Genomic DNA, 23201 nt, shown 5'->3' on the forward strand with positions numbered 1-23201 from the left:
AATATTCATAGTAGGGATGGAATAGCCCGAACTCATACGCCTGTGGACATTGTGTAAGACGTTGATCGCGTGCATCGTGATCAATGCAACGGTGGTCGAATCAGGAAGCTCCGACTTCTATAGGTCGGGGTAGTTCACTCATGGTGTCGTCGGTTCGATTCCGGCTGCACGCATCGCCCTTTGGGCGCACATAGAATATGTAGCCAAAAGAATCAAAGCGAAAATTCCGGGTTGGTAACGGGGCGGACTTATCATCCGCTGTGCAGTAGCGACGCAGTTGTATGGCAGGTTCGAATCCTGCTTTTCGCTCTCGTATCTTTTTGATGCGGCGGAATGGTTAAAAATTGGATTTAACGGTCACTGATAGCAATTCCGGGTTGGAAACGGGATAGGCTCATAACTTATCGTCTGATTGACCTCACTATTATATGGAAGGTTCGAATCCTTCTTGCTATCAGACAAAAGCGACGCGTAAAAACGTCGTTTTTTGTTTTATTCAACTTTCTTTCATAATAATAGTAACAGATGTTATTTATTTCGTTATTGTGACAGGAAAGTATGACAGGAAAGCAACATTTAAGTTTCGGAATCATTACAGGTATCGCTTTTTCGGCGTACCTTCATAAATTGAATATATGCCAAAACAACGCCGACATGGTATTTGTTGTATGCGGTTCTGTTCTCGGAAGCCTGCTACCGGATATAGATTCTACGGAATCCATTATTTCGAACATTTTGCCTCCGTTTACGACTCTAACGTCCAAAATCATCAATAACGTATTTGGACACAGAGGTCTTTTACACTACTCTTTATTTTGGATCGTTATGGCATTTTTTACAACAAATTACAATCATTTTACACGAGGGCTGTTTTTTGGTGTCTTTGGACATTTATTTCTTGATGCCTGTACATATAAGGGCATACCTGCATTCTTGTGGATCATTGATAAAAACAAATCATTCTATGTGTTCCCTAAAAAATGGAAAATGTATGTTGGAAAAAGACGAACAAATATTGTTTTTTATATTTTTGTTACATTAGTCACAAGTGGCATTATTTTTCTGACAATGCATTAATTTCTGTGCAGAAAAATTCAAATTGTGTGTTTTCTGTCATATTAATTATGAAATCAGAAACCACTTCATAATGTGAGGATATATGAAATATACAACAGATGAATACGAAAATACAGAATTAGATGAAAAAGCTGATGATATTCAGTGGAATAACTCCGATTCAAGTGTATTAACGGCATATTTAAAAGAAATAAGTAAATATCCTGTTCTTTCCAGAGAACAGGAAACAGCTTTATTTAAACGTCTCTCAGAAGGCAATGAAGTCGCTCGCGAAGCTCTCATCAACAGTAATTTAAAGCTCGTGGTCAGCATTATCAAAAATTACATTCACATTCCGTCCGATATGGATATGATGGATATTATTCAGGAAGGAAATATGGGGCTTATAAAAGCTATCGGTGAATTCGACTACACGCTCGGGAATAAATTTTCCACTTACGCTACATGGTGGATCAGACAGAGCGCAATGCATGGCATTCACGATAAAGGAAACACCATTAGAATTCCTGTTCATTACCAGGAAAGACAGTATCAGATATATAAAGCAAAACTGGATTTGGCAAAAAAATTACACAGGGAACCGACTCTCAAAGAAATCTCTGCTGAAACTTCAATACCGTTGCAGCTGGTAAAGGATTCAGAAGCAAACAATAAGCTCCGCATTGTAGGATCACTAGATATCCCTTTGGATCCCGAAAAAGATGATGGAGGAACACTTGGAGATTTCATCGCTGATAAATCCCAAAATATAGAACAAGAATATGAACAAAAGGAATTAAAAGAGCTGTTGTTTAAATGCATGGATTTTCTGAGCGAAAAAGAGCGGGAAGTACTCAAAATGCGTTTCGGATTTTATGGATATCCGATGACTTTGGAAGCAGTTGGAAATCATTTTGGTGTAACAAAAGAGCGTATACGGCAGATTGAAGGCAGATCCATTAAAAAATTACGTAATTATAAGACACGGATGTTACTTGAAGAATATCATCCTGAATAAAAAGAGTCGTCACAATGACGGCTCTTTTTGTCATTTTTTTATATATCTTTTCTTTCATAATAACGGTATCAAAGAGAAAAATGGAGGAAAAGACATGAAAATTAATTATATTTCATCATTTGCATCTGAAGAAATTGAAACTCCTGATGATGAAAACGGATTTTACAGGCAGCTCGCAAAGAAGATGGCTTCCGAACAGCCGCCGTGTACAGTTAAAATACAGACACCTTACGGAAACGCATCCTATGGTATTTCAAATCGTTCCGGAACCATTCTGATTCAGGAAAGCAGCAATAACATCGTTTTTCCAGATTCTGCGCAGTGCAGCGAATATCCCACGGTATACCTTACCTGCGTAAACGGCGAAAAAAATAACTATAAATTCTATAAGTTGGAAAAACAGGGAGAGAGCGTAATTGCTTCCTACGGACGCATCGGCGCAGCAAAGGGTGAACTTTTCAGTGAAAGGAGCTGCGAATATCCTCTTCGAATGTTCTGGATCAAGTATGAAGAAAAACTTGCGAAAGGATACGAGGATAAAACCCACATCTACATTGACGAAGCCGCGCAGCCGGAAGAAAAGCCGGCAGTGGAAGAAAAGTCTTCAAATCCGGTTTCGGTGGCTTTGTATCAGAAGTTGTTGCGGCATGCAAAACAAATGATTCAAAAATCTTGTGCCAGTCTGATAATTACAGAAGGTATGATTACCGAAAGCAAACGCTTGTTGAATATCCTGTATACTACAAAGAGACTCGATGAATTCAATAATGTTCTGAAAGAATTGCTTGCAGTTTGTCCCCGAAAGGTATGGAAGGTTGATGGCTTGCTTGCTGTAAGCTCTGAGGATATTCCAAAAATCATTCAGCGTGAGGAAGATCTGGTTATGGCTATGCAGGTCGCAACAGGAAAGAATACATTCAATGATACTTCTGATAACTTTCAGAAGAAAAACATCATTGTTACCGAGGCTTCCAAAGAAAAGAGGGAGAGAGTACTCGAACTTCTCACTCCGGATCTCCGCCTGAAAGTACTGAATATTTATCGGGTGATCCCCAAAGAACAGGAGAAGAAGTTTAAGCAATACGTAAAAGACCGGAATATTTCCGAAATCAAATCATTATGGCATGGTTCCAGAAACGAAAACTGGCTGAGTATTGCTGAAAACGGGTTGATGCTTCATCCAAATGCAGCGATCACCGGCAAGATGTTTGGCAACGGAATTTATTTCGCTTCAAGTGCAAAAAAGAGCTGGGGATACACAAGCGGCGGATTCTGGACAAGAGAAATGAGCAGCAGCACAAGATTTATGGGTCTGTATGCGACAGCCTACGGAAATCCACTCAATGTAACCTCCCCTTCGAATTATTCCGAGAAATCGATCGGCAACTTCAACTGCGTTCACGCGCATGCCGGAAATTATTTAAGAAATGATGAAATCATTTTTTACAATGAAGCGGCAATGTTGTTGACCTACCTCGTAGAGTTTTCAGCATAGGAGGTAGACATGATACGAATTGTAGGTTATATGTACCGTGGCAGAGATAGGACGTCGTTTATTGCATACGACGAAATCAGTGACAGAGGAGAGATTATTTCCCTTGTTACTGATGGCAAGCGTATCTGGAAAATAGAGGATTTCTCAAAAGATCCCAACATTATAACAGATTATGCCGCCTGCGATGTTACGGACATATATCAAAAATTAGAACAAAATCACAACGATGCGTTAATAACAAAATATTTGGACAGCATCAAAATAGCATAAAAAGGAGAAACGAAATGAGATACGAAAACAAACACGACGTAGAAAACGTCGCAGAATTAGTTGATATTATCGAAAATGAAGCTTCCGAAGGGTATCAGGTATTCGTTGGATTCAATAACGGTGATTCCTTATATGCCGTAACTGATATTGACGACGGCGAGTTCGATGCTCTGTATGTGGAATCCGAAGAGTCCTACGGCGGCGGTTCCGAAACCTCCAGCGAAGATTTTCTGGAATTGCTCAAGGAAATCGACGGAAATATGCCGATCCGTTGTTATCCGGCAAGACATATTGATGAAGAGCTGGAAGAACAGATGACTATGGAAACCGTTGTGAAGTCTGTAGCCGTTGACAATATTAACGGCGACCTTGTTCTGCTTGCAGAGGTAGCTTAAGATGACAATAAAAGGATACATCAAAGAAAAAGGTTGGTGCACGGAATGCGATGTTCCGGGTACCTGCCGTTGGATGTCGGCTCAGATTACGTTTCAAAATCCAGAGACGGCAGACTATGATGAAACTGAGTTCGATATCAAAGCGTATGACAAAAACGAGCTCTCCGAGTTGTTTGAGACTCTATGCAAAGAAACATTCGGAGAGGAGTGGAAGAAAACATATTCTTCAGTAACTGCGGTTGTTATTGTGCAATTTGCTGATACTTATGAAGAATTAACTTAAGAAACAGGCAGCACAGGCTGCCTTTTCTTATTGCTTTTCTTTCATATTAATAGCACAAGTCAAAGAAAAGTGGAGGAAATGATATGAAAGATAAAGAAACAGCATGGGTGAATTTAGGAGACGTTAACTTCCTAGAATACGGCGGATGTCTCATAAAACCCGATGAACATCATGGAGCATATAATGTAATTAGTCTGACAACACCAGTCTACGACTACGAAGGAAAATATAAAATCCCCTGTATCGTAGCTAATTGTTACATTGCTCTCGATACGTGGCTGGAAGAGGACACACGGAAGGAAGTTAATGATTTTGCTGGATTCCCCAAGGAATATATGCCCGAATCGGAATCGGAACGCATGAGTTATTGCGTTGATTTGATTAATTATTATGGGATTCAGAACTTCGATCCTGAATTTCCGGAAGAAACCGGCTGCGGGCCTTATGCACTGGGGGATGTTTCCAAGTGGATCGTCGGCAAAACGATTGTTAAAAAATTTCTTAAGGAGCATGCTGTTCCTTATGAATTTAGACATTAAGGAGATTTGTCTATGAAAACTATAACATCATTGGATATCTGGATTCCTGCCATTCTTGTGAATAATAAAAAAGATATTCTTTTAACACTGGCGATATGGAACGACGAAGAAAAAGAACCTGTATTTTATGCCGGAAAAGCCGGTCCTTATTTTCTTTCAGATCTTTGCGATAAAAAAAGCGTTCCGCTTGAAAAATATGCAGCAGATGAGCCATATTATTTTTGTGAATGGTGGAGATGCCTGTGTAAAGAACGTCAACGGGAGATAGACGGCAAAATTTATATCACCGAATATTGTTTTACTGAAACCGGTGATGAGTATTGGTATCAAACAGATGATTTTCACAGACATTATACAAAAATTGAAGGCTGATCCTTGAGGGTCAGCTTTTTTATAAAATGTAACAGAATTGTTAATTTCTATCATATTAATATTAAACAACGCTGTTTTAAGGAGGACGCAATATGCCAAAAGAAATACCCATATGGGAAAAAATAACTCTTACGCTTGAAGAAGCTGCCGGATATAGCAATATTGGAATTAATAAATTGAGAGAGCTCTCAAATAACCCTCGCTGTAACTGGGTTATTTACATTGGGAAAAAACGACTTATTAAACGAAAGGAGTTCGAGAAATTTATTTCTGAAAATATAGAATTATAGACTTTCGAAGCCTTATGTGCTATCATCAAAATCGCATAAGGCTTTTCCTGTGTATAGGAAAGGAGTGTAACGGCACATGGGAAAAGATTTAAAGGGGAAAGAATTAGGAACAGGTATATCGCAACGTAAAGACGGTTACTATGTAGGTCGTTTTACAGGACACAACGGGCGGAAACAAAAAATATTTGCAAAATTACAGGAATGCAAAAAATGGGTAGCAGATTCAATATATGAAGACAAACATCGGCTGAAAAATACTAATTGTGAAATCACATTGGACGAATGGTATCAGGAATGGATAACAATAACCAAAAAAACTATTCGAAGCACAACATTCGCTTCTTATGAGATTACGTATATTCAATACATAAAGCCTTATATTGGTGAAAAACAAATACATGATATTTCGGCTTTTGATTGTCAAAAAGTATTAAACGCAATGGGGGATAATGGTTATAAATCATCATCCATCCTAAAAACAAAATCTGTATTAAAACTCATGCTGGAAAGTGCCGTTGATAATGAATTGATTCTTAAAAATCCATGCACCAAAAAAGTCAAAAGCAATGTTGGAATTTCATCAGATCCAAGAAATGCTTTAACACTCGATGAACAAAAGAGATTATTGGAAATTGTTAATGAAACAAACTATGCGAATCAATATCGTTTCATTCTACAAACAGGAATAAGAGCCGGAGAACTAATCGCACTCCAATGGTCAGACGTTGATTTCAAAAATAATATTCTAAACGTTCGTCGTACAGCTCATTATAGGGCTCATCCTGGAGAATGGGATTTTGGTGACCCCAAAACTGATGACGGAAAAAGAACCATACCACTTACGCAAGAAGCCGTTTCCATATTGCAAAAACAAAAAATAATAAATAAAAAATATAATACAGACATTCGCTTTCATGATTTTGTTTTCTTAAGCAAAAAAGGTACGCCTATTTTAAATCAATCTTATGATGTAATCCTCAAAAGATTGTGTAAAAAATATAATCTGCCCCGAATTTCTTTGCATATTCTTAGGCATACCTTTGCCACTCGGTGTATCGAAGCAGGTATGCAGCCTAAAACGCTTCAAAAAATACTCGGTCATTCCAATATCAGCATCACAATGAATCTATACGTGCATGTTATGGAAGATCAAAAGCAAAAAGAAATTAAAGCTATTGAGCAAATGTTATTATTAGGTTAATTATAATAATTGGTACAAATTGGTACATAAAAATCAAAAACCATTGATATTTGTTGAGTTAGGAGGCAATTATGACTTTTTACGTTGAAAATGAAACCGATGAGACATTTTCAAATGGGGAAAACAGTTTCCCCATAGAGGAGACCGTGGAGCAGGTAGCCACGGCGGTTCTGGATATGGAGGGATGTCCCTATGAGATCCAGTTAAATGTACTGTTGACAGACAATGACGGTATTCATGCTTACAATAAGGAATACCGGAAGATTGACCGGGAGACTGATGTATTGTCCTTCCCCAATCTGGATTTCGATGAGCCTGGGGATTTTGAGATCTCTGAGGACAGAGAGGCAGATTATTTTGATCCGGATACAGGAGAACTGATCCTCGGGGATATCATTATTTCTGTGGACCGGGTCAAAGAGCAGGCGGAAAGCTATGGACACAGCCAGAAGAGAGAGTTCGCATTTCTGGTCGCTCACAGTATGCTTCATCTGTGTGGCTATGACCATATGGAAGAAGATGAGGCAAAGGTAATGGAGGCAAAGCAGGAGCAGGTCCTCGCATCCCTTGGAATTACAAGAGATTAAAAAGGGCGTGTCATACACGTAAAGGTAGCTTACATGAATCAGGTGGAAGTAAAAAGAAGACAAATACAGAGTTTTTCCTATGTCCTTGCCTGTATCAATATCTGGGTGTTCGGGAAAAGCATCGGAGATAACGGCCTGGGATATCTGGCAGCGGCTGTTCTGGTATTTGCCCTGTTCTGGGTGCTTACCGGGAAAAATCTGCCGGACAGAATGGGCAGAATGCTTCGGGGCAGAAATGCCAGGGGGCAGTATCGGAATGTCTCCAGAATGCGTAAGAACATGATGCTGTTTCAGATCGCAGAGGGACTTCTTGGGACTGTTTTGTGCATGAGTCTGGGCTGGATCCTTTTGGAAAAAGTCTTTCTGGTGCCTTACGGAAGCATGATCCTGTGGATCTTAAGCCCGGCACTTTTTCTTCGTTGTATCCAGTCGGTATTTTTAGGATATTTTCAGAGTGAAGGTTCGGAAATGCCATCTGCGGTATCTTCGGTGCTGCGGCAGGTATTTTTCCTGGGCCTGGGTCTGGTGTTCCTGGGGATTTTCCGGAACTACGGGGAGAAAGTAAGTCTTTTATTAAAAAGGACAGACTTTACATCCATGTACGGCGCCATGGGTATCGCAGTGGGAATGCTGCTTTCGGAGGTGTTGGTACTGCTATTTGTATTTGTGATCTACCGTGGCAGCATGGCAGGCAGAAGAGAAGTGGAAAGCGGTATGAAGGGAACGGACTCTTTCTCCTCGCAGCTGCGTACATTACTGATTCCTATGGGTGGGGATATTCTCAGAGACATGTTTTTATTACTGCCTTTGTGGATCGGCCTGCTTTTCTTCCAGAAAAGGTCGGCGGATATTTATGCATCCGTTTCTGCGTATGGTATTTTCGTCGGCAGATATCTGATCACGATCCTGATGCCCGTAGCAATTTTAAGTGCGGGAATTCTGCCGGGGGTGGCCAGAACCGGCAGCCATATCCGCAAAAAAGAAGAAAGATATGCCAGAACTGCATTTCAGGCAGGAGTACAGGGGACGGTGGTACACGGATTCTTTTTCACGGCATGGATCGCGGTACTGGCAACACCACTGTCACAGGCTTTGGATAAATCTGCGGAAATGGCACTTACCGGTTTGCTCACTACGGGATCTTCGCTGATTCTGTGGCTTCTGCTTTTGTTTTATTTTTCGGAGATACTGGAGCTTCGGGGGGAAAAGCATCTGCTCCTGGCAGGATACGGCATTCTGGATATCGTGAGCATCGTGGTATTGCTGATTCTTCTGAATACGGGAAATACAACAACGGCATTATCTTTAAGCCTTGTGCTGGGGACGGCAGCGGGAGGAATTGTTCTCGGCATACTTGCCTGCCTTCGAATGAAGACCTGGCCGGATCTGTTGCGGACACTGGCAATTCCCGCCGGAAGCTGCTGTGCCTGCGGATTGCTGGCTTTTGGGCTGGAGAAGATCTGCCTGCCCCATCTGGGGGCAATGGTAACGGTGCTGCTGGAACTGGTGATCACCGGTGCAGTCTACTGGTTTTTGCTTTTGATGTTACGCAGTTTCCGTGGACAGGATCTGAATTATGTTCCCGGCGGTAAAGTGCTGCGTGCTTTCGGAAAAACGCTCCGGCTGCTCTAAAACTGTTTTACGGATGTATATTTTCGATAAAATAACTGATACTGATACAAAGAGTCAATAGAAACATCATGGATGTGAGGCAGTATGAAATTTGTAAAACGTATCAGTTACTTTTTTGTGATTCCGGTTGTGTTTTTAATTCTTGGAATCTTTCTTGGTGTCTGGGGCATTCATTTTTTCTATCCCGGACAATGGCAGGATCTGAATGAGAACCGACTTGCCCTGCCGCTGACGGAAGAGGAGACTGCAGCAGACACAGATCCTTATGAGGCGGCACCCAGTGTGGAGGCGGCAGCCTCCGGGGAGACACTTTGTGCGGATACCGAATATGTGTTGGAAGAGGCAGATATTGTACGGGGTACCACAGTGGAGACCTCATGGAAGATCCCACATAAATATATTGGGATGAACAGGGAAAATTTTCTGGAGACCATGGAACTCTATGCGGCCCATCCGCCATTGTCGGAGATCGAGCGGGGCTTTGTGGGGTTGGAGGTATTGTCTTTTTCCCGGGAAAAAGTAATGGTCCGTATGGATTACCGTTATGTCCAGCCCAGCGCAAGTTTTTATCTGGCGGTGTCGGACAATGAAGTGGTGGTCTATCTGGAAGACAGATCCACGGTATATATCAATACCGGGATCTCGCTGGAAAAATTGCCGGAACAGATACAGCTCCAGATCATGGACATGCTGTTTGTTCCGGATGAAGAAACATTGTATGATTTTCTGGAGACGTATTCGTCCTAGAATTCTGAATAAAGGTGATGCAGATGAAAAAACAGATCGGTGTGATCGGCGGCGGTGCTGCCGGAATGATGGCAGCCATAACCGCGGCAAAAGAAGGTGCACAGGTGACGATCCTGGAGCGTAATGACCGTGTGGGAAAGAAAATATTGCAGACAGGAAACGGGAAATGCAATCTGGGAAATCGTGCGCTTTCCGTGGAGTGTTATCACGGCGGAGATTTGGAATGGATCCGGGATGTGCTGGAACATTTTGATACGGAGGATACGATACGCTTTTTCCAAAGTATTGGTCTGATGGTAAAGGAGAAAAATGGCTATCTCTATCCCGTGTGTGAGCAGGCGGCTGCGGTGCTGGACGTGCTGCGTTATGAATTACAGGCACTCGGTGTGGAGATACAGTATCAGTGCAAGATCACAAAGGTCGAAAGGCTGGCCTCCGGAAAGCTGCAGGTCAGTGACGGAGAAAAGACATGGCAGTTCGATACGGTGATTGTGACCTGTGGTGGAAAAGCCGCACCGGCTACCGGATCGGACGGCAGTGGATTTAAAATTGCAAAAAAAATGGGACACACCTGCATTCCTTCAGTGCCCGCACTGGTGCAGCTGCGCTGTCAGGAGACCGACCTGCTAAAGGGGATTGCCGGTGTCCGGGCGGACAGTGAGATCCGGGTCTTCTGTGACGGCGGGGAAATATGCCGGGAACGGGGAGAACTACAGCTGACGGATTACGGCATCTCAGGCATTCCCATTTTCCAGCTAAGCCGCAGGGTGAACTATCTGCTCAGGGACAGGCGGAACGTGACAGCACAGATTGACTTTTTGCCGGATCTGACGCAGGAAAGCTATGAAGAATTACAGGCAGGGCGGAAACTTTTACAGGGAGACCGGACAGCAGAGGAATTCTTTACCGGAATGTTACATAAAAAACTGACCGCTGCGCTGCTAAAAATGGCAGGGATTCGTCTGGCTACTCCCATGAAGGAGATCCCGGAGGAAAAGATTCATGCTTATTATAATCTCTGCCGTAACCTGAAACTGCATATCACAGAGAGCAATCCTTACGAAAATGCACAGGTATCCGCCGGAGGCGTGGATGTACGGGAAGTAAAGCCTACTATGGAATCAAAGATCTGCCCCGGGGTCTATTTTGCGGGGGAGATTCTGGACGTGGATGGCCGATGCGGGGGCTATAATCTCCAATGGGCCTGGAGCAGTGGTTATCTGGCGGGATACCACGCTACGTTAGCATAAAATGATTTTTTACACGTGACGTATGCCTGCGTAAGGTGCAAAAGCTCCGGAAAGGCGGCAGGTCATTGAAAGATATGAGGATGAAAATGATCAGATTAAATCAGCTGAAGCTTCCGGTAGATCATACCCGGGAGCAGCTTATACATAAGACGGCACAGTACTTACGGATCCCGGCGGCGGATATCCTCGAACTGCAGATCGTAAGGCAGTCTCTGGATGCCAGAAAAAAGCCGGCACTTTTTTACAGTTACAGTGTGAATGTAACGGTGAAAAAGGAAGAAAAAGTATATAAGGATGCCTGCCGCAGACTTGGAAAAGCCAATGTTCTGCTGACCGAAAAAACGGAATATCTTTTTCCTGCAGAAGGCTCAACGCAGCAGAAGCATCCCACTGTGATCATCGGAATGGGTCCTGCTGGACTTTTTTGCGGATATTATCTGGCACAGCACGGCTATGCACCTGTCATTCTGGAACGGGGTGCAGACGTGGATGCCAGACAGGCGGATGTAGAAGCTTTCTGGCAGACGGGCAGATTAAAGCCGGATTCCAATGTGCAGTTTGGAGAAGGCGGTGCCGGAACTTTTTCGGATGGTAAACTGAATACTTTGGTAAAGGACAAATACGGCAGAAATACGGAAGTATTGAAAACTTTCGTAAAGCACGGTGCTGATCCGGCAATTCTTTATCAGGCCAAGCCCCATATTGGTACGGATGTCCTGAGCAAAGTGGTAAAAAGCATGCGGGAAGAAATATTGCGTATGGGTGGGGAAGTCCGATTTCATAGTCAGATGACGGAGATCCTTACTGAGAACGGGCAGGTCACAGGAGTAAAGGTGAATGACACGGAAGTGCTCCCCTGTGAGCAGGTGGTACTGGCACCGGGGCACAGTGCCCGAGATACCTTTTCCATGCTGTACCGGAAGCAGTTTCCCATGTCGGCGAAACCTTTTGCAGTGGGATTCCGTGTGGAGCATCCCCAGAGCCTGATCAATATGAGCCAGTATGGCGCTGAGTCGGTAAAAGGTCTGGGTGCAGCGGCTTATAAGGTGACGGCTAAGACAAGCACCGGCAGAGGAGTGTATTCTTTCTGTATGTGTCCGGGCGGCTATGTGGTCAACGCATCTTCCGAGCCGGGAAGACTGGCGGTGAACGGTATGAGCTACAGCGGCCGTGACGGGAAAAATGCCAACAGCGCCATTATCGTTGCGGTGACTCCTGCGGATTACGGTTCCGATCATCCACTGGCAGGAATCGAATTCCAGCGGGGACTGGAACAGAGAGCTTATGAATTATGCGATGGGAAACTGCCGGTACAGCGGTACGGAGATTTCAGGGAGAAAGTCACCGGAGAGCATCCTGCGGAAACGGACGGAGTACAAAGAAGTGGCCCGGAAGCATTGGAACCACAGTGTAAAGGTGCTTATGAATGGGCGGATCTTACCGGAATTCTTCCGGCAGAGTGTAACCGGGCCTTCGTGGAGGGGATGGACAGCTTTGACAGACAGATCCGCGGCTTTGCCTCTCCGGGAACGATCCTGACCGGTGTGGAAAGCAGGACATCTTCCCCGGTGCGGATCGAACGGGATGAAGAGTTACAGTCTGCCATCCGGGGTTGCTATCCCTGTGGAGAGGGGGCCGGATATGCCGGAGGAATCACTTCCGCCGCCATGGACGGTATCCGCGTAGCAGAACAGATCGCTTCACAGTTTGCTCCGCTACAGCGTTGACGTATGGCAGAAAATGTTATATGATTCAAATATTCAGAGATTGCATCCTGCAGATCGGTTTTTCGGGGGAGGCGCTGAATATATTAACCTAATAATATGATGTCGGGGTCAAAAGCCCCCGACTTTGATGCCTACGGATTGCTCCGTGCTACGCACTCCCACAATCCACCCAATATTCGCATATCGTGGGATTATCATCCCACTTTTATGCTCATATCGGGGCGGGTCAAAAGGTCTTTTACCCAACTATGAGCAAGCTCATGTGGGCTTAGACCTTTTGACCCTGGCATCATAATATGGACTTAGAAAGGCAATCACGTGAATAACATAAGGGAACAAATCAAGGATAAGAAAAGAATCGTCGTTAAGATCGGTTCTTCCTCCTTACAGCATGCCGAGACGGGAGACCTGGATTATATCCGTCTGGAAAAGCTGGTAAGAGAGCTTTGCGATATCAGCAATCAGGGGAAAGAAGTCGTACTTGTGACTTCCGGTGCTATTGCCGCCGGAAAACAGGCAGTGCATTTAAAGACTACGGAGGGGCAGACTCAGGCAGAATCCATGGCGATCAAGCAGGCCTGTTCCGCCATCGGCCAGGCAAGACTGATGATGACCTACCAGAAGCTTTTTGCGGAGTACAATCAGGTGGCAGCACAGATCCTGATGACGAAAAATACCATCGTGGACAATCTGAACCGCTACAATGCCCATAATACCTTCACCCAGCTATTGAAAATGGGAGCAATTCCCGTTGTCAATGAAAATGATACGGTAGCGACCTACGAGATTGAGATCGGTGACAACGATACCCTGTCGGCTATTGTGGCAGCACTGATCGATGCAGATCTGCTGATCCTGTTGTCAGATATCGATGGCCTCTACACCGATGATCCCAGGCAGAATCCCAATGCGGAATTTATCGAACAGGTGGATGAACTCACGGAGGAATTCATGCATATGGGCAAGGCCAGTACCGGCAGTAATGTGGGGACCGGCGGCATGAATACCAAAATGATCGCGGCGAAGATTGCCACCAGTTCGGATGTGGATATGATCATTGCCAACAGCAAGGACATCGGAGTACTTCATCGTCTGTTATCCGGTGAAAACGAAGGTACTTTATTCGTGGCACATAAGGATGAAAGCTTTGATCTGCCGGAATTTGTACAGAATCTGCACAAAAATCAGTGATGATACGTCAACGAAAAGAGGAATACATTATGAATATGGATGAAAGAATAAAGCGCATCAATGAGCTTTATCATAAATCTCAGAGCGAGGGACTGACCGACGAAGAAAAGCTGGAACAGTCCATTCTCAGACAGGAATACGTGGACAGCATCAAGCGCAATATGAAGGCGCAGCTGGACAGCATCGAAATCGAAAGGCCGGACGGCACCATTGAAAAATTAAAGCCGTCCTATAAAAAGAAGAAATGAGCACAGAAGAACGCAGAGAAGTGAAAAAGAAACTGCGCAGGGAAGTGCTGGCCCGCAGGGCGGCACTGACGGAGCCGGAACGGGAGAGAGGGAATCTTCTCATTACCGAGCGGATTCTGGGACACCAGTGGTATTACCTCTCGGATACGATTCTGGGCTTTGTCAGCTACGGAAATGAAATCTGCACGACAGAGATTCTGGAGAATGCCCTGCAGGATGGCAAACGTGTCTATGTTCCGAAGGTGGAAGGTCAGGAAATGCGTTTTTACCGGATTCAATCCCTGACGGAATTGAAAGAGGGCTATAAGGGAATCCTGGAGCCGGAAGGCAATACGGAGAGCTATGAATATGCTCCCGAAGAGGCAGCAAACTGTCTGCTTCTGATGCCGGGAAGTGTATTTGATCCCCTGGGCAACCGGATGGGATACGGCGGCGGATTTTATGACCGCTATCTGGCAGACAGGGAAGCCTTAAGACTTCGCAGTATTGCTGTCGGGTTCCGCTGCCAGCAGGTCGAAAGTGTTCCTGTGGAAGAGACAGATGTAAAGCCCTATCAGGTGATTTTGGTATAAATCTTTGGTTTTGGAAAGGCGGGGAAGGAATGTCGGAACTTTTAGAACTGGGAAAAAATGCCTGCGATGCCAAATATGTATTGCAGAAGCTTACTACAGAAGAGAAAAACAAGGCGCTGCAGACAGCGGCAAATGATCTGTGTGAAAGGCAGGAAGAGATCCTTGCAGCCAACGTACTGGATCTGGAAAACGGGAAAAACAACGGAATGAATCCGGGACTGCTGGATCGTCTGAAGCTTACCGGAGAGAGAATCGCGCAGATTGCAGAGGGCCTTCGGCAGATTGCGGCTCTTCCGGATTGCATCGGTGAGACCATGGAACATTTCGAACGTCCCAACGGACTGAAAATCGATAAAGTCAGAGTACCGTTAGGGGTTATCGGCATTATCTATGAGGCTCGTCCCAACGTGACGGCGGATGCCTTCGGATTGTGCTTTAAGACGGGAAATGCAGTGATCTTAAAGGGAGGCAGCGATGCCATTCATTCCAATATCGCTATTGTCAAAGTATTACAGGATGCACTGGAAGCCTGCAGTATGCCCAGGACTGCCGTACAGCTGATCGAAGATACGGATCGTGCGGTCACTGCGCAGTTTATGAAGATGAAGGAATATGTGGATGTGCTGATCCCAAGAGGCGGTGCGGGACTGATCCGCAGCGTGGTGGAGAACAGCACGATCCCCGTCATAGAGACCGGAACCGGCAACTGCCACGTCTATGTGGACAAGGATGCGGATGTGGATATGGCGGTAAAAATACTGATGAATGCCAAGACCCAGCGGATCGGTGTCTGCAATGCCTGTGAGTCTCTGGTGGTGCATCGTGCCGTCCGGGATAAGTTCCTTCCGAAGATGGCGGAAGCCCTGAAGACGAAGAACGTAGAACTGCGGGGAGACGAAAGCACCCGGGAGATCCTGCCGGACTGCATTCCCGCTACAGAAGAAGATTACGGTACGGAGTATCTGGATTATATTCTGTCTGTCAAGACTGTGGACAGCGTGGAAGAGGCCATTGCCCATGTCAACCGTTACAATACGAAGCATTCCGAATGTATCGTGACGGAAAATACGGAGACTGCAGAGAAATTTTTAAACGAAGTGGATGCAGCCTGTGTTTATGTCAATGCCTCCACAAGATTTACAGACGGTTTCGAGTTTGGATTTGGTGCAGAAATCGGTATCAGCACCCAGAAGCTGCATGCCAGAGGCCCCATGGGCCTGAAGGAGCTGACCTCCTATAAATACAAGATACATGGAAACGGTCAGATCCGCAGATAAGCACTTGCGACCCGCTACAGGCGGATAATCTGCGTATTCTCCGGCTGGATATTTTGTCCTGTATGCAAAGACATCTGTCGGAAATAACTATAGAGGAAGAGGAGAAGATTTATGAAAGAAGTAAATGGAAGTATTTGGCACACTATGAGCACCCAGAGAGTCACTCCCACAGATTTTGTCTGTGTCATCGAGATTTCCAAGGGCAGCAAGAACAAGTATGAACTGGACAAGGAGACAGGCCTTCTGATCCTGGATCGTATCCTGCATACCTCCACCCATTATCCTGCGAACTACGGTTTTATTCCCAGAACCTACGGTGATGACGGGGATCCGCTGGATGTACTGTTACTGTGCTCCGAGCCGGTACAGCCCATGACTTTGGTAAGAGCGTATCCTATCGGCGTGATCTCCATGCTGGACAACGGTAAAAATGACGAAAAGATCATTGCGGTTCCTTTCAATGATCCCAATTATAACTGCTACCATGATATTTCCGAACTGCCGGGTCATGTGGTGGATGAAATGGAGCATTTCTTCACGGTATACAAGGCACTGGAGAACAAGACTACCGCAGTCAATGAAAAGGGCAACAGAGAAGAAGCGATTGAAGTCATTAAAAAGTGTCTGGACAACTACATCGATACCTTTATCAAGAGTTGGTAAGCTGTTGATAATTGATTTTCAACAATCACAAAGCACCGTATTTCCCATGCAGTTCATTGGGGATACGGTGTTTATTTCTATAAACTATTGAAAAAAATTGTCAAAACCCCTAGATTTTTTAAAGGAAATATGAGAGAATGAACACGACCATTATGATATTATTTTATCAATAGTATTATAAGTACATATTGAAAGGAGATTTCACATGATTTATTCAAAAGAAGTTGAAGAAATGTGTCCCGTTGCACAGGGCGTACATCATGGTTGTGCTCCCATTCCCGAAGAGGCAAAATGGGTGCAGGCAAAAGAAGTTAAGGATATTTCCGGTCTGACTCACGGTGTGGGCTGGTGTGCACCTCAGCAGGGTGCATGTAAGCTTACCCTGAACGTTAAGGAAGGCATCATCCAGGAGGCTCTGGTTGAGACCGTTGGATGTTCCGGTATGACCCACTCCGCAGCTATGGCTGCTGAGATTCTGCCCGGTCTGACCGTTATGGAAGCTTTAAATACTGACCTTGTATGTGATGCAATCAATACCGCTATGAGAGAGCTGTTCTTACAGATCGTATACGGACGTACCCAGAGTGCATTCTCTGAGGAAGGTCTGCCTGTCGGTGCAGGTCTGGAAGACCTCGGTAAGGGCTTAAGAAGCCAGGTTGGTACTATGTACGGTACTCTGAAGAAGGGTCCCCGTTATCTGGAGATGGCAGAAGGTTATGTAACCGGTATCGCTCTGGACAAGGATGATCAGATCATCGGTTACCAGTTCGTTAACCTTGGCAAGATGACTGACTTCATCAAGAAGGGTGACGATGCTAACACTGCATGGGAAAAGGCTAAGGGCCAGTACGGTCGTGTAGATGATGCAGTTAAGATCATCGATCCCAGAAAACAATAAGATACAGGAGGACAGAAAAAATGGCTTTATTTGAATCATATGAAAGACGTATTGATAAGATCAACGCTGTACTGAACAGCTATGGTATCTCCTCTATCGAAGAAGCAGAGAAGATCACGAAAGATGCTGGTCTGGATGTATACGATCAGGTTAAGAAGATCCAGCCCATCTGTTTTGAAAATGCTTGCTGGGCTTACACTGTAGGCGCTGCAATCGCAATCAAGAAAGGCTGCAGAAAGGCATCTGAAGCAGCAGCAGCAATTGGTGAAGGCTTACAGTCATTCTGTATTCCCGGTTCCGTTGCGGATACCCGTAAGGTAGGTCTTGGTCATGGTAACCTGGGCAAGATGTTACTGGAAGAGGATACCGACTGCTTTTGTTTCCTGGCTGGACATGAGTCCTTCGCAGCAGCAGAAGGTGCGATCGGTATCGCAGAGAAGGCTAACAAAGTTCGTCAGAAGCCTTTACGTGTTATCCTGAACGGTCTTGGTAAGGATGCTGCAAAGATCATTTCCCGTATCAACGGATTTACTTTTGTAGAGACCTCTTATGATCCTTACACCAATACCGTTACCGAGGTAGAGAGAATTGCTTACTCTGAGGGACTTCGTGCTAAGGTTAACTGCTACGGCGCTAACAGCGTTCCCGAAGGTGTAGCTATCATGTGGAAGGAGAACGTAGACGTATCCATCACCGGTAACTCTACCAATCCTACCAGATTCCAGCATCCCGTAGCTGGTACTTACAAGAAGGAGAGACTGGAAGCAGGCAAGAAGTACTTCTCCGTAGCTTCCGGCGGCGGTACCGGACGTACTCTGCATCCCGATAACATGGCTGCAGGTCCCGCTTCTTACGGTTTCACCGATACTCTGGGCCGTATGCACTCTGACGCGCAGTTCGCTGGTTCTTCCTCCGTACCTGCACACGTTGAGATGATGGGTCTGATCGGCATGGGTAACAACCCGATGGTAGGTGCTACCGTAGCTGTTGCTGTATCCATCGAGGAAGCTGCTAAGGCTGGTAAGTTCTAAAACATAAAATCAGATAAATCAAGGATTTCAAGGCTCCCGACATTGTTCGGGAGTCTTTTTTTCCACAAAATTACTTTGTAATCGAACATGCATTCTGCTATAATCATTTATAGAAAGTGTTTGAAAGGAGGCAGCAATGGAATCACAATCCCATACTTATATTGCCATGGATCTGAAGTCTTTTTATGCCTCCGTGGAGTGCGTTGACAGAGGGCTGGATCCTTTGAATACGAATCTGGTGGTGGCGGATGCTTCCCGGACGCAGAAGACCATCTGCCTGGCGGTATCTCCCTCTCTGAAATCCTATGGAATCCCGGGACGGGCAAGACTGTTCGAAGTGATCTCCAAAGTAAGAGAAGTAAATGCCATGCGGAAAGTGCGGTCCCCTGGCGGCAGATTTTTGGGAAAAAGCACCTTTGCGGATGAATTGCAGAGGCATCCGGAACTGGAAGTTGGTTTTGTGACCGCCACGCCCCGGATGGCGAGATATCTGGAATATAGTACCCAGATCTATAATATTTATTTGAAATATATCGCACCGGAAGATATTCATGTCTATTCTATTGATGAAGTGTTTCTGGATGTGACACAATACCTGAAGACCTATGGTATGACAGCGAGAGAACTAGCATCCAGAATTGCAACAGAGATTCTGGAGAAAAAAGGGCTGACCGCCACAGCAGGAATCGGAACCAATCTGTACCTGTGCAAGATTGCCATGGATATTGTAGCAAAGCATATGGAACCGGATGATAACGGAGTCCGGATCGCCGAATTGGATGAGATCAGCTATCGGGAACTTTTGTGGGATCACAGGCCGTTGACGGATTTCTGGAGAGTCGGCGCCGGATACCGCAAGAAGCTGGAAGCCGCCGGAATGTTTACCATGGGCGATGTGGCCAGATGCTCTATCGGAGGACCGGGAGATTACTATAACGAAGATTTGCTGTACCGGATGTTCGGCATCAATGCGGAGCTTTTGATCGATCATGCCTGGGGGTATGAGCCGGTGACCATGGACCTGATCAAATCCTATCGACCGGAGACTAACTGTATCAGCTCCGGTCAGGTACTGCATTGCGCCACGGATTTTATGCAGGCCAAGATCGTAGTCCGGGAAATGGCAGAACAGCTGGCAATGGATCTGGTGGAAAAAAAGCTGGTCACAGATCAGATCGTGCTGACTGTTGGCTATGATATTGACAACCTGAAGATTCCGGAGATCGCAGATCATTATCATGGTGAAATCACGGTAGATCGTTATGGCAGAAGCGTGCCGAAGCATGCCCACGGCACTGGAAACCTTGATGCAATGACTGCGTCAGTCAGCAGGATTACAGAGACAACAATGGGATTATATGAACGGATTGTAGATCCCATGCTGCTGACCCGAAGAATCACTCTGGTGGCCAATCATCTAAAGGATGCGGACAGCGTAAAGGAAGAGCCGTTCTACGAACAGCTGGATCTGTTCTCCGGAGGCTTTTTGCAAACGGGGCAGAAGGAAACTTCCCGGGAAACAAAGCAGCTGGAAAAGGAACGGCTGGAAAAAGAAAAACACTTGCAGGAAGCAATGCTAAGCGTAAAATCAAAGTATGGAAAGAATGCGATTCTGAAGGCTGCCGATCTGCAGGAGGGAGCCACAACCATAGACAGGAACCGTCAGATTGGCGGACATAAGGCATAATATTTATCGGACCACAAAATCCGATAACAGGAAAAGAGTAAAAAGATGAATGAAAAATATAAGGACATGCTCCATCTGCCTCACCCGGTGTCAGCCACCCATCCCCGAATGGCTTTACAGGACCGTGCTGCACAGTTTTCACCGTTTGCAGCATTGGCGGGATATGATGACGCTCTGAGAGAAACGGCCCGCCGGACAGACCGTTTTGTGGAACTGGATGAGGACAGGAAGCAGGAGATCGACCGCCAGATTTCTTATTTGCAACAGCATCTGCTGGACACAGTACCGGTGAAAATTATTTATTTTGTGCCGGATGAGAAAAAGGACGGCGGCAGTTATACTGCCGTAGAAGGCTGTGTCCGCAAAATCGATGAGAACACAAAAAGCCTTCGGATACAGGGAACAGAAATTCCGGTAGAGAGGATCTACGGGATCGATTTTCTGTAGTTACATTGTAAATAGTTCAGAGAAATGCTAAAATATTACCAATAGTATTTTGTGAACAAGAATGGAAAGGAATTTCTGACAATGAAGAAAAAATGTATCAGTACAGCAACACTGTCAGTGCTTTTGCTTGTACTGTTTCTTCCTGTTTTCTATTATATAGTATTCTACGGGACCAATATGAACTACAACGAAATGCATAAGATCATTACCGTGGAGGGAAATAAAGTACTATCCCTGTGCGCGGTGATCGGAGTGGCTGTACTGGGGGCAGCGTACTATTTTCTGCGAAAGATTCCTTACACCGGACGCATAGCAGTCTGGTTTACCGGGATCACACTGGCAGTCTGTATTCTGTTCTGTCTTGTGAATATAAAAATATCCAAATGCATTGCATTTTACGGTGGCTGGGATTGCGGCATGGTGGCCAATTCCGCCCGCTGGCTTTATGAGGGCCAGACACTGGGGTATGACGATTACTATACGATCTACAGTAATAATATTCCCGTTACATGGCTTTTGTATCAGTTGTATTCTTTTGCCTCAGGACTTAAGGGGTATCCCTACAATCCGGAATTTATCTGGATCCAGTTCCAGTGCGTCATGCTGTCACTGGCGGTATTCTGTTCAGTACTTCTGGTCCTTCAGGTCAGCAGGAACCTTGGAATTTCCGTGATTGCCCTGGTCTTTCAGAGCATCTTTCTGGGAATCTCTCCCTGGAAGATTATTCCCTATACGGACGGAAGCACCATTGCCATGCCGATCCTGATTCTTCTACTGTATTCATTGTTCCGGAAGAATGGGAGAAAACGGAAATACCTTTTATGGTTTTTGATAATGTTTCTGGGGTGCCTTGGCGGAATCATGAAAGCCACCTGCTATGTCACATTGATTGCGGTAGTACTGGTGGATCTGGTATGGTCCGCCTGGGAAGAGGTGCCAATGCGTAAGCGGCTGCAGAAGATCGGCTTAAAAATCTTGCTTCTGATAGCGGCTTTCGGACTTGGGGCTTTCTGTAAGCATGGAATCTACTGTTCCGTACAGTATGATTATAATGCGGATATGGAGATCGGCTGGAGTAATTATATGTATAACGGCCTCAATGAGGATACTACCGGGGCCTGTTCCGGAGAGGGACTTGAGATCGTACGATCTTTTGCTGGTACGGATAAAAATACCCGGATACAATATGAGATGGAAGGAATCCGCAAAAGAATCGGTGATCGTGGTATTTGGGGTACAATCCGGTTCTGGCTGCGTAAGCAGGTCATGAATTTTAACGACGGGACGTTCAGCTGGTATCAGGAAGGGTATTTTCAGGCGTGGGAATATCCGTTGAACATAGACAGCTCCTGGAAAGAACCTCTGAGGGCTTTTTACTGGCAGGACGGCAGCAATTATATCTGGTTTACGACGATCAGCCAGGGATTATGGCTTTTTGTACTGTTGGGAGTCATAACAGAGGCCGGTATGCTTTTGTGGACGGCGGCGTCAACAATCCGCAGACCCAAATACCGGACAGAAGAGAACCTGTCTGACCGGCTGTGTCTTTCTACTGTGATGATCGTTACATTTATCGGTATGTTTTTATTTGTTATGTTATTCGAGGCAAGAGCCAGATATCTATATAATACCATTCCGGTATTCTCTGTCATGGCAGTTTTTGGATATTACGAATTGTATCGGAAATTATTCATATTTTGTGACAAAAGGCGGAAATAACTTCGTTTTCCGGTAGAAATTGCACGTTATGAGAGCCTATAATGTGAAAATAACACTGGTAAAATATACAAACATCCTGTATAATGTACAGTAATGACTGAGAAATGAGTCAGGAACAAAAAAGAGGGAGGAAGAATAAATGTACTTTTGTAAGAATTGCGGCGAGCCTTATATGACAGACGAAGCTGTGATGTGCGTAAAGTGCGGTGTGGCCAAGGGACAGGGGAATAATTACTGCCATAACTGCGGTAAGCCTTTAGCTCCGGATGCAGCAGTATGTTTAAACTGTGGCGTAGCCAATAAGCAGGCACCGGCACCGGATGCAAAATCCAAACTGGTAGCCGGTCTGTTGGCAATTTTCCTTGGTACGTTCGGCGTACATAATTTCTATCTTGGCTATACCGGTAAGGCAGTTACCCAATTGGTACTTTCCATCGTGGGAATCCTTTTATGCTGTGTGGTAGTCGGCGTATTCATTGTTATGGGTGTAGGTATCTGGGGACTGGTAGAAGGTATCATGATCCTGACCGGCAAGATCGACACAGACGGCAAGGGTAATCCCCTGGCAGATTAATATCAGGCCTTTTCCAGGCCAGAAAGAGGAGA

25 protein-coding genes and 1 tRNA gene are annotated in these 23201 nt (G+C 45.2%); all 26 read left to right on the forward strand.

Annotated elements, in window-relative coordinates:
- Nucleotides 1-217 precede the first annotated feature (217 nt).
- The 26 genes from DWZ61_RS19840 to DWZ61_RS16325 all read left to right on the forward strand — a co-directional run bounded on the left by DWZ61_RS19840 (nt 218) and on the right by DWZ61_RS16325 (nt 23169).
- Nucleotides 218-309, forward strand: a tRNA-Ile gene (locus DWZ61_RS19840).
- Between the two features lie 850 nt (nt 310-1159).
- A complete protein-coding gene (locus tag DWZ61_RS16205; protein WP_118539679.1) occupies nt 1160-2074 on the forward strand; it encodes an RNA polymerase sigma factor RpoD/SigA in 915 nt (304 codons plus the stop codon).
- Nucleotides 2075-2258: 184 nt separating this feature from the next.
- On the forward strand, nt 2259-3569 hold the full coding sequence (locus DWZ61_RS16210) for a WGR domain-containing protein (RefSeq protein ID WP_279220513.1): 1311 nt from the start codon (nt 2259-2261) through the stop codon (nt 3567-3569).
- 9 nt (nt 3570-3578) lie between these two features.
- Complete coding sequence (locus DWZ61_RS16215; RefSeq protein WP_118539683.1) at nt 3579-3839, forward strand: hypothetical protein; 261 nt, start codon at nt 3579-3581, stop codon at nt 3837-3839.
- A 14-nt stretch (nt 3840-3853) separates the two neighbouring features.
- Nucleotides 3854-4234, forward strand: a complete 381-nt coding sequence (locus tag DWZ61_RS16220; protein WP_118539685.1) for a hypothetical protein — start codon at nt 3854-3856, stop codon at nt 4232-4234.
- 1 nt (nt 4235) lies between these two features.
- A complete protein-coding gene (locus tag DWZ61_RS16225) occupies nt 4236-4517 on the forward strand; it encodes a hypothetical protein (RefSeq protein WP_118539687.1) in 282 nt (93 codons plus the stop codon).
- Between the two features lie 83 nt (nt 4518-4600).
- Nucleotides 4601-5056: a hypothetical protein gene (locus DWZ61_RS16230; RefSeq protein ID WP_118539689.1), complete on the forward strand. Its 456-nt coding sequence runs from the start codon at nt 4601-4603 to the stop codon at nt 5054-5056.
- 12 nt (nt 5057-5068) lie between these two features.
- Nucleotides 5069-5428 (forward strand): hypothetical protein, encoded by a 360-nt coding sequence (locus tag DWZ61_RS16235; protein WP_118539691.1) that lies wholly within the window; start codon nt 5069-5071, stop codon nt 5426-5428.
- A gap of 92 nt (nt 5429-5520) precedes the next feature.
- Nucleotides 5521-5718, forward strand: a complete 198-nt coding sequence (locus DWZ61_RS16240) for an excisionase (protein ID WP_118539693.1) — start codon at nt 5521-5523, stop codon at nt 5716-5718.
- A 76-nt stretch (nt 5719-5794) separates the two neighbouring features.
- The gene (locus tag DWZ61_RS16245) at nt 5795-6919 is read left to right on the forward strand and encodes a tyrosine-type recombinase/integrase (RefSeq protein ID WP_118539695.1); all 1125 of its coding nucleotides are present in this window, start codon (nt 5795-5797) and stop codon (nt 6917-6919) included.
- Nucleotides 6920-6990: 71 nt separating this feature from the next.
- Entirely contained in the window at nt 6991-7506 is a 516-nt protein-coding gene (gene ybeY / locus DWZ61_RS16250; protein WP_022312801.1) for an rRNA maturation RNase YbeY, read from the forward strand.
- Between the two features lie 33 nt (nt 7507-7539).
- A complete protein-coding gene (locus DWZ61_RS16255; RefSeq protein WP_118539697.1) occupies nt 7540-9138 on the forward strand; it encodes a hypothetical protein in 1599 nt (532 codons plus the stop codon).
- 84 nt (nt 9139-9222) lie between these two features.
- Nucleotides 9223-9885, forward strand: coding sequence for a TM2 domain-containing protein (locus tag DWZ61_RS16260; RefSeq protein WP_118539699.1), 663 nt, complete (start codon nt 9223-9225; stop codon nt 9883-9885).
- 23 nt (nt 9886-9908) lie between these two features.
- A complete protein-coding gene (locus tag DWZ61_RS16265; RefSeq protein ID WP_118539731.1) occupies nt 9909-11135 on the forward strand; it encodes an NAD(P)/FAD-dependent oxidoreductase in 1227 nt (408 codons plus the stop codon).
- Nucleotides 11136-11221: 86 nt separating this feature from the next.
- A complete protein-coding gene (locus DWZ61_RS16270; RefSeq protein ID WP_118539701.1) occupies nt 11222-12862 on the forward strand; it encodes an FAD-dependent protein in 1641 nt (546 codons plus the stop codon).
- 318 nt (nt 12863-13180) lie between these two features.
- On the forward strand, nt 13181-14053 hold the full coding sequence (gene proB / locus DWZ61_RS16275; protein ID WP_118539703.1) for a glutamate 5-kinase: 873 nt from the start codon (nt 13181-13183) through the stop codon (nt 14051-14053).
- 29 nt (nt 14054-14082) lie between these two features.
- Nucleotides 14083-14301 (forward strand): DUF896 domain-containing protein, encoded by a 219-nt coding sequence (locus tag DWZ61_RS16280; RefSeq protein WP_022312795.1) that lies wholly within the window; start codon nt 14083-14085, stop codon nt 14299-14301.
- Complete coding sequence (locus tag DWZ61_RS16285) at nt 14298-14873, forward strand: 5-formyltetrahydrofolate cyclo-ligase (protein ID WP_118539705.1); 576 nt, start codon at nt 14298-14300, stop codon at nt 14871-14873. Before DWZ61_RS16280 ends, DWZ61_RS16285 begins: the two co-directional genes overlap by 4 nt.
- A 29-nt stretch (nt 14874-14902) precedes the next feature.
- The gene (locus DWZ61_RS16290) at nt 14903-16150 is read left to right on the forward strand and encodes a glutamate-5-semialdehyde dehydrogenase (protein ID WP_118539707.1); all 1248 of its coding nucleotides are present in this window, start codon (nt 14903-14905) and stop codon (nt 16148-16150) included.
- 111 nt (nt 16151-16261) lie between these two features.
- On the forward strand, nt 16262-16813 hold the full coding sequence (locus tag DWZ61_RS16295) for an inorganic diphosphatase (protein WP_117466331.1): 552 nt from the start codon (nt 16262-16264) through the stop codon (nt 16811-16813).
- Nucleotides 16814-17018: 205 nt separating this feature from the next.
- Nucleotides 17019-17711, forward strand: a complete 693-nt coding sequence (locus DWZ61_RS16300; RefSeq protein WP_022155100.1) for a hypothetical protein — start codon at nt 17019-17021, stop codon at nt 17709-17711.
- A 20-nt stretch (nt 17712-17731) separates the two neighbouring features.
- Nucleotides 17732-18742, forward strand: coding sequence for a GGGtGRT protein (locus tag DWZ61_RS16305; protein WP_022155099.1), 1011 nt, complete (start codon nt 17732-17734; stop codon nt 18740-18742).
- 136 nt (nt 18743-18878) lie between these two features.
- Complete coding sequence (locus DWZ61_RS16310; protein ID WP_118539709.1) at nt 18879-20429, forward strand: DNA methylase; 1551 nt, start codon at nt 18879-18881, stop codon at nt 20427-20429.
- Between the two features lie 45 nt (nt 20430-20474).
- The gene (locus DWZ61_RS16315) at nt 20475-20876 is read left to right on the forward strand and encodes a hypothetical protein (protein WP_118539711.1); all 402 of its coding nucleotides are present in this window, start codon (nt 20475-20477) and stop codon (nt 20874-20876) included.
- Nucleotides 20877-20957: 81 nt separating this feature from the next.
- Nucleotides 20958-22595, forward strand: coding sequence for a hypothetical protein (locus tag DWZ61_RS16320; RefSeq protein WP_118669127.1), 1638 nt, complete (start codon nt 20958-20960; stop codon nt 22593-22595).
- Between the two features lie 139 nt (nt 22596-22734).
- Nucleotides 22735-23169, forward strand: a complete 435-nt coding sequence (locus DWZ61_RS16325; protein WP_022312890.1) for a TM2 domain-containing protein — start codon at nt 22735-22737, stop codon at nt 23167-23169.
- Nucleotides 23170-23201 lie beyond the last annotated feature (32 nt).

It is taken from the genome of Clostridium sp. AF34-10BH (assembly GCF_003478095.1).
Classification (GTDB): Bacteria; Bacillota; Clostridia; order Lachnospirales; family Lachnospiraceae; genus Acetatifactor; species Acetatifactor acetigignens.

Excerpts from the sequence above, each read along its gene's own strand:
- DWZ61_RS16280 (WP_022312795.1), top strand. The coding sequence starts at position 14,083 with ATGAATATGGATGAAAGAATAAAGCGCATCAATGAGCTTTATCATAAA.
- DWZ61_RS16230 (WP_118539689.1), top strand. The coding sequence starts at position 4,601 with ATGAAAGATAAAGAAACAGCATGGGTGAATTTAGGAGACGTTAACTTC.
- DWZ61_RS16270 (WP_118539701.1), top strand. The coding sequence starts at position 11,222 with ATGATCAGATTAAATCAGCTGAAGCTTCCGGTAGATCATACCCGGGAG.
- DWZ61_RS16300 (WP_022155100.1), top strand. The coding sequence starts at position 17,019 with ATGATTTATTCAAAAGAAGTTGAAGAAATGTGTCCCGTTGCACAGGGC.
- DWZ61_RS16255 (WP_118539697.1), top strand. The coding sequence starts at position 7,540 with ATGAATCAGGTGGAAGTAAAAAGAAGACAAATACAGAGTTTTTCCTAT.
- DWZ61_RS16240 (WP_118539693.1), top strand. The coding sequence starts at position 5,521 with ATGCCAAAAGAAATACCCATATGGGAAAAAATAACTCTTACGCTTGAA.
- DWZ61_RS16315 (WP_118539711.1), top strand. The coding sequence starts at position 20,475 with ATGAATGAAAAATATAAGGACATGCTCCATCTGCCTCACCCGGTGTCA.
- DWZ61_RS16305 (WP_022155099.1), top strand. The coding sequence starts at position 17,732 with ATGGCTTTATTTGAATCATATGAAAGACGTATTGATAAGATCAACGCT.
- DWZ61_RS16225 (WP_118539687.1), top strand. The coding sequence starts at position 4,236 with ATGACAATAAAAGGATACATCAAAGAAAAAGGTTGGTGCACGGAATGC.
- ybeY (WP_022312801.1), top strand. The coding sequence starts at position 6,991 with ATGACTTTTTACGTTGAAAATGAAACCGATGAGACATTTTCAAATGGG.
- DWZ61_RS16245 (WP_118539695.1), top strand. The coding sequence starts at position 5,795 with ATGGGAAAAGATTTAAAGGGGAAAGAATTAGGAACAGGTATATCGCAA.
- DWZ61_RS16285 (WP_118539705.1), top strand. The coding sequence starts at position 14,298 with ATGAGCACAGAAGAACGCAGAGAAGTGAAAAAGAAACTGCGCAGGGAA.
- DWZ61_RS16325 (WP_022312890.1), top strand. The coding sequence starts at position 22,735 with ATGTACTTTTGTAAGAATTGCGGCGAGCCTTATATGACAGACGAAGCT.
- DWZ61_RS16295 (WP_117466331.1), top strand. The coding sequence starts at position 16,262 with ATGAAAGAAGTAAATGGAAGTATTTGGCACACTATGAGCACCCAGAGA.
- DWZ61_RS16205 (WP_118539679.1), top strand. The coding sequence starts at position 1,160 with ATGAAATATACAACAGATGAATACGAAAATACAGAATTAGATGAAAAA.
- DWZ61_RS16320 (WP_118669127.1), top strand. The coding sequence starts at position 20,958 with ATGAAGAAAAAATGTATCAGTACAGCAACACTGTCAGTGCTTTTGCTT.
- DWZ61_RS16210 (WP_279220513.1), top strand. The coding sequence starts at position 2,259 with ATGGCTTCCGAACAGCCGCCGTGTACAGTTAAAATACAGACACCTTAC.
- DWZ61_RS16290 (WP_118539707.1), top strand. The coding sequence starts at position 14,903 with ATGTCGGAACTTTTAGAACTGGGAAAAAATGCCTGCGATGCCAAATAT.
- DWZ61_RS16265 (WP_118539731.1), top strand. The coding sequence starts at position 9,909 with ATGAAAAAACAGATCGGTGTGATCGGCGGCGGTGCTGCCGGAATGATG.
- DWZ61_RS16215 (WP_118539683.1), top strand. The coding sequence starts at position 3,579 with ATGATACGAATTGTAGGTTATATGTACCGTGGCAGAGATAGGACGTCG.
- DWZ61_RS16235 (WP_118539691.1), top strand. The coding sequence starts at position 5,069 with ATGAAAACTATAACATCATTGGATATCTGGATTCCTGCCATTCTTGTG.
- DWZ61_RS16260 (WP_118539699.1), top strand. The coding sequence starts at position 9,223 with ATGAAATTTGTAAAACGTATCAGTTACTTTTTTGTGATTCCGGTTGTG.
- DWZ61_RS16310 (WP_118539709.1), top strand. The coding sequence starts at position 18,879 with ATGGAATCACAATCCCATACTTATATTGCCATGGATCTGAAGTCTTTT.
- DWZ61_RS16220 (WP_118539685.1), top strand. The coding sequence starts at position 3,854 with ATGAGATACGAAAACAAACACGACGTAGAAAACGTCGCAGAATTAGTT.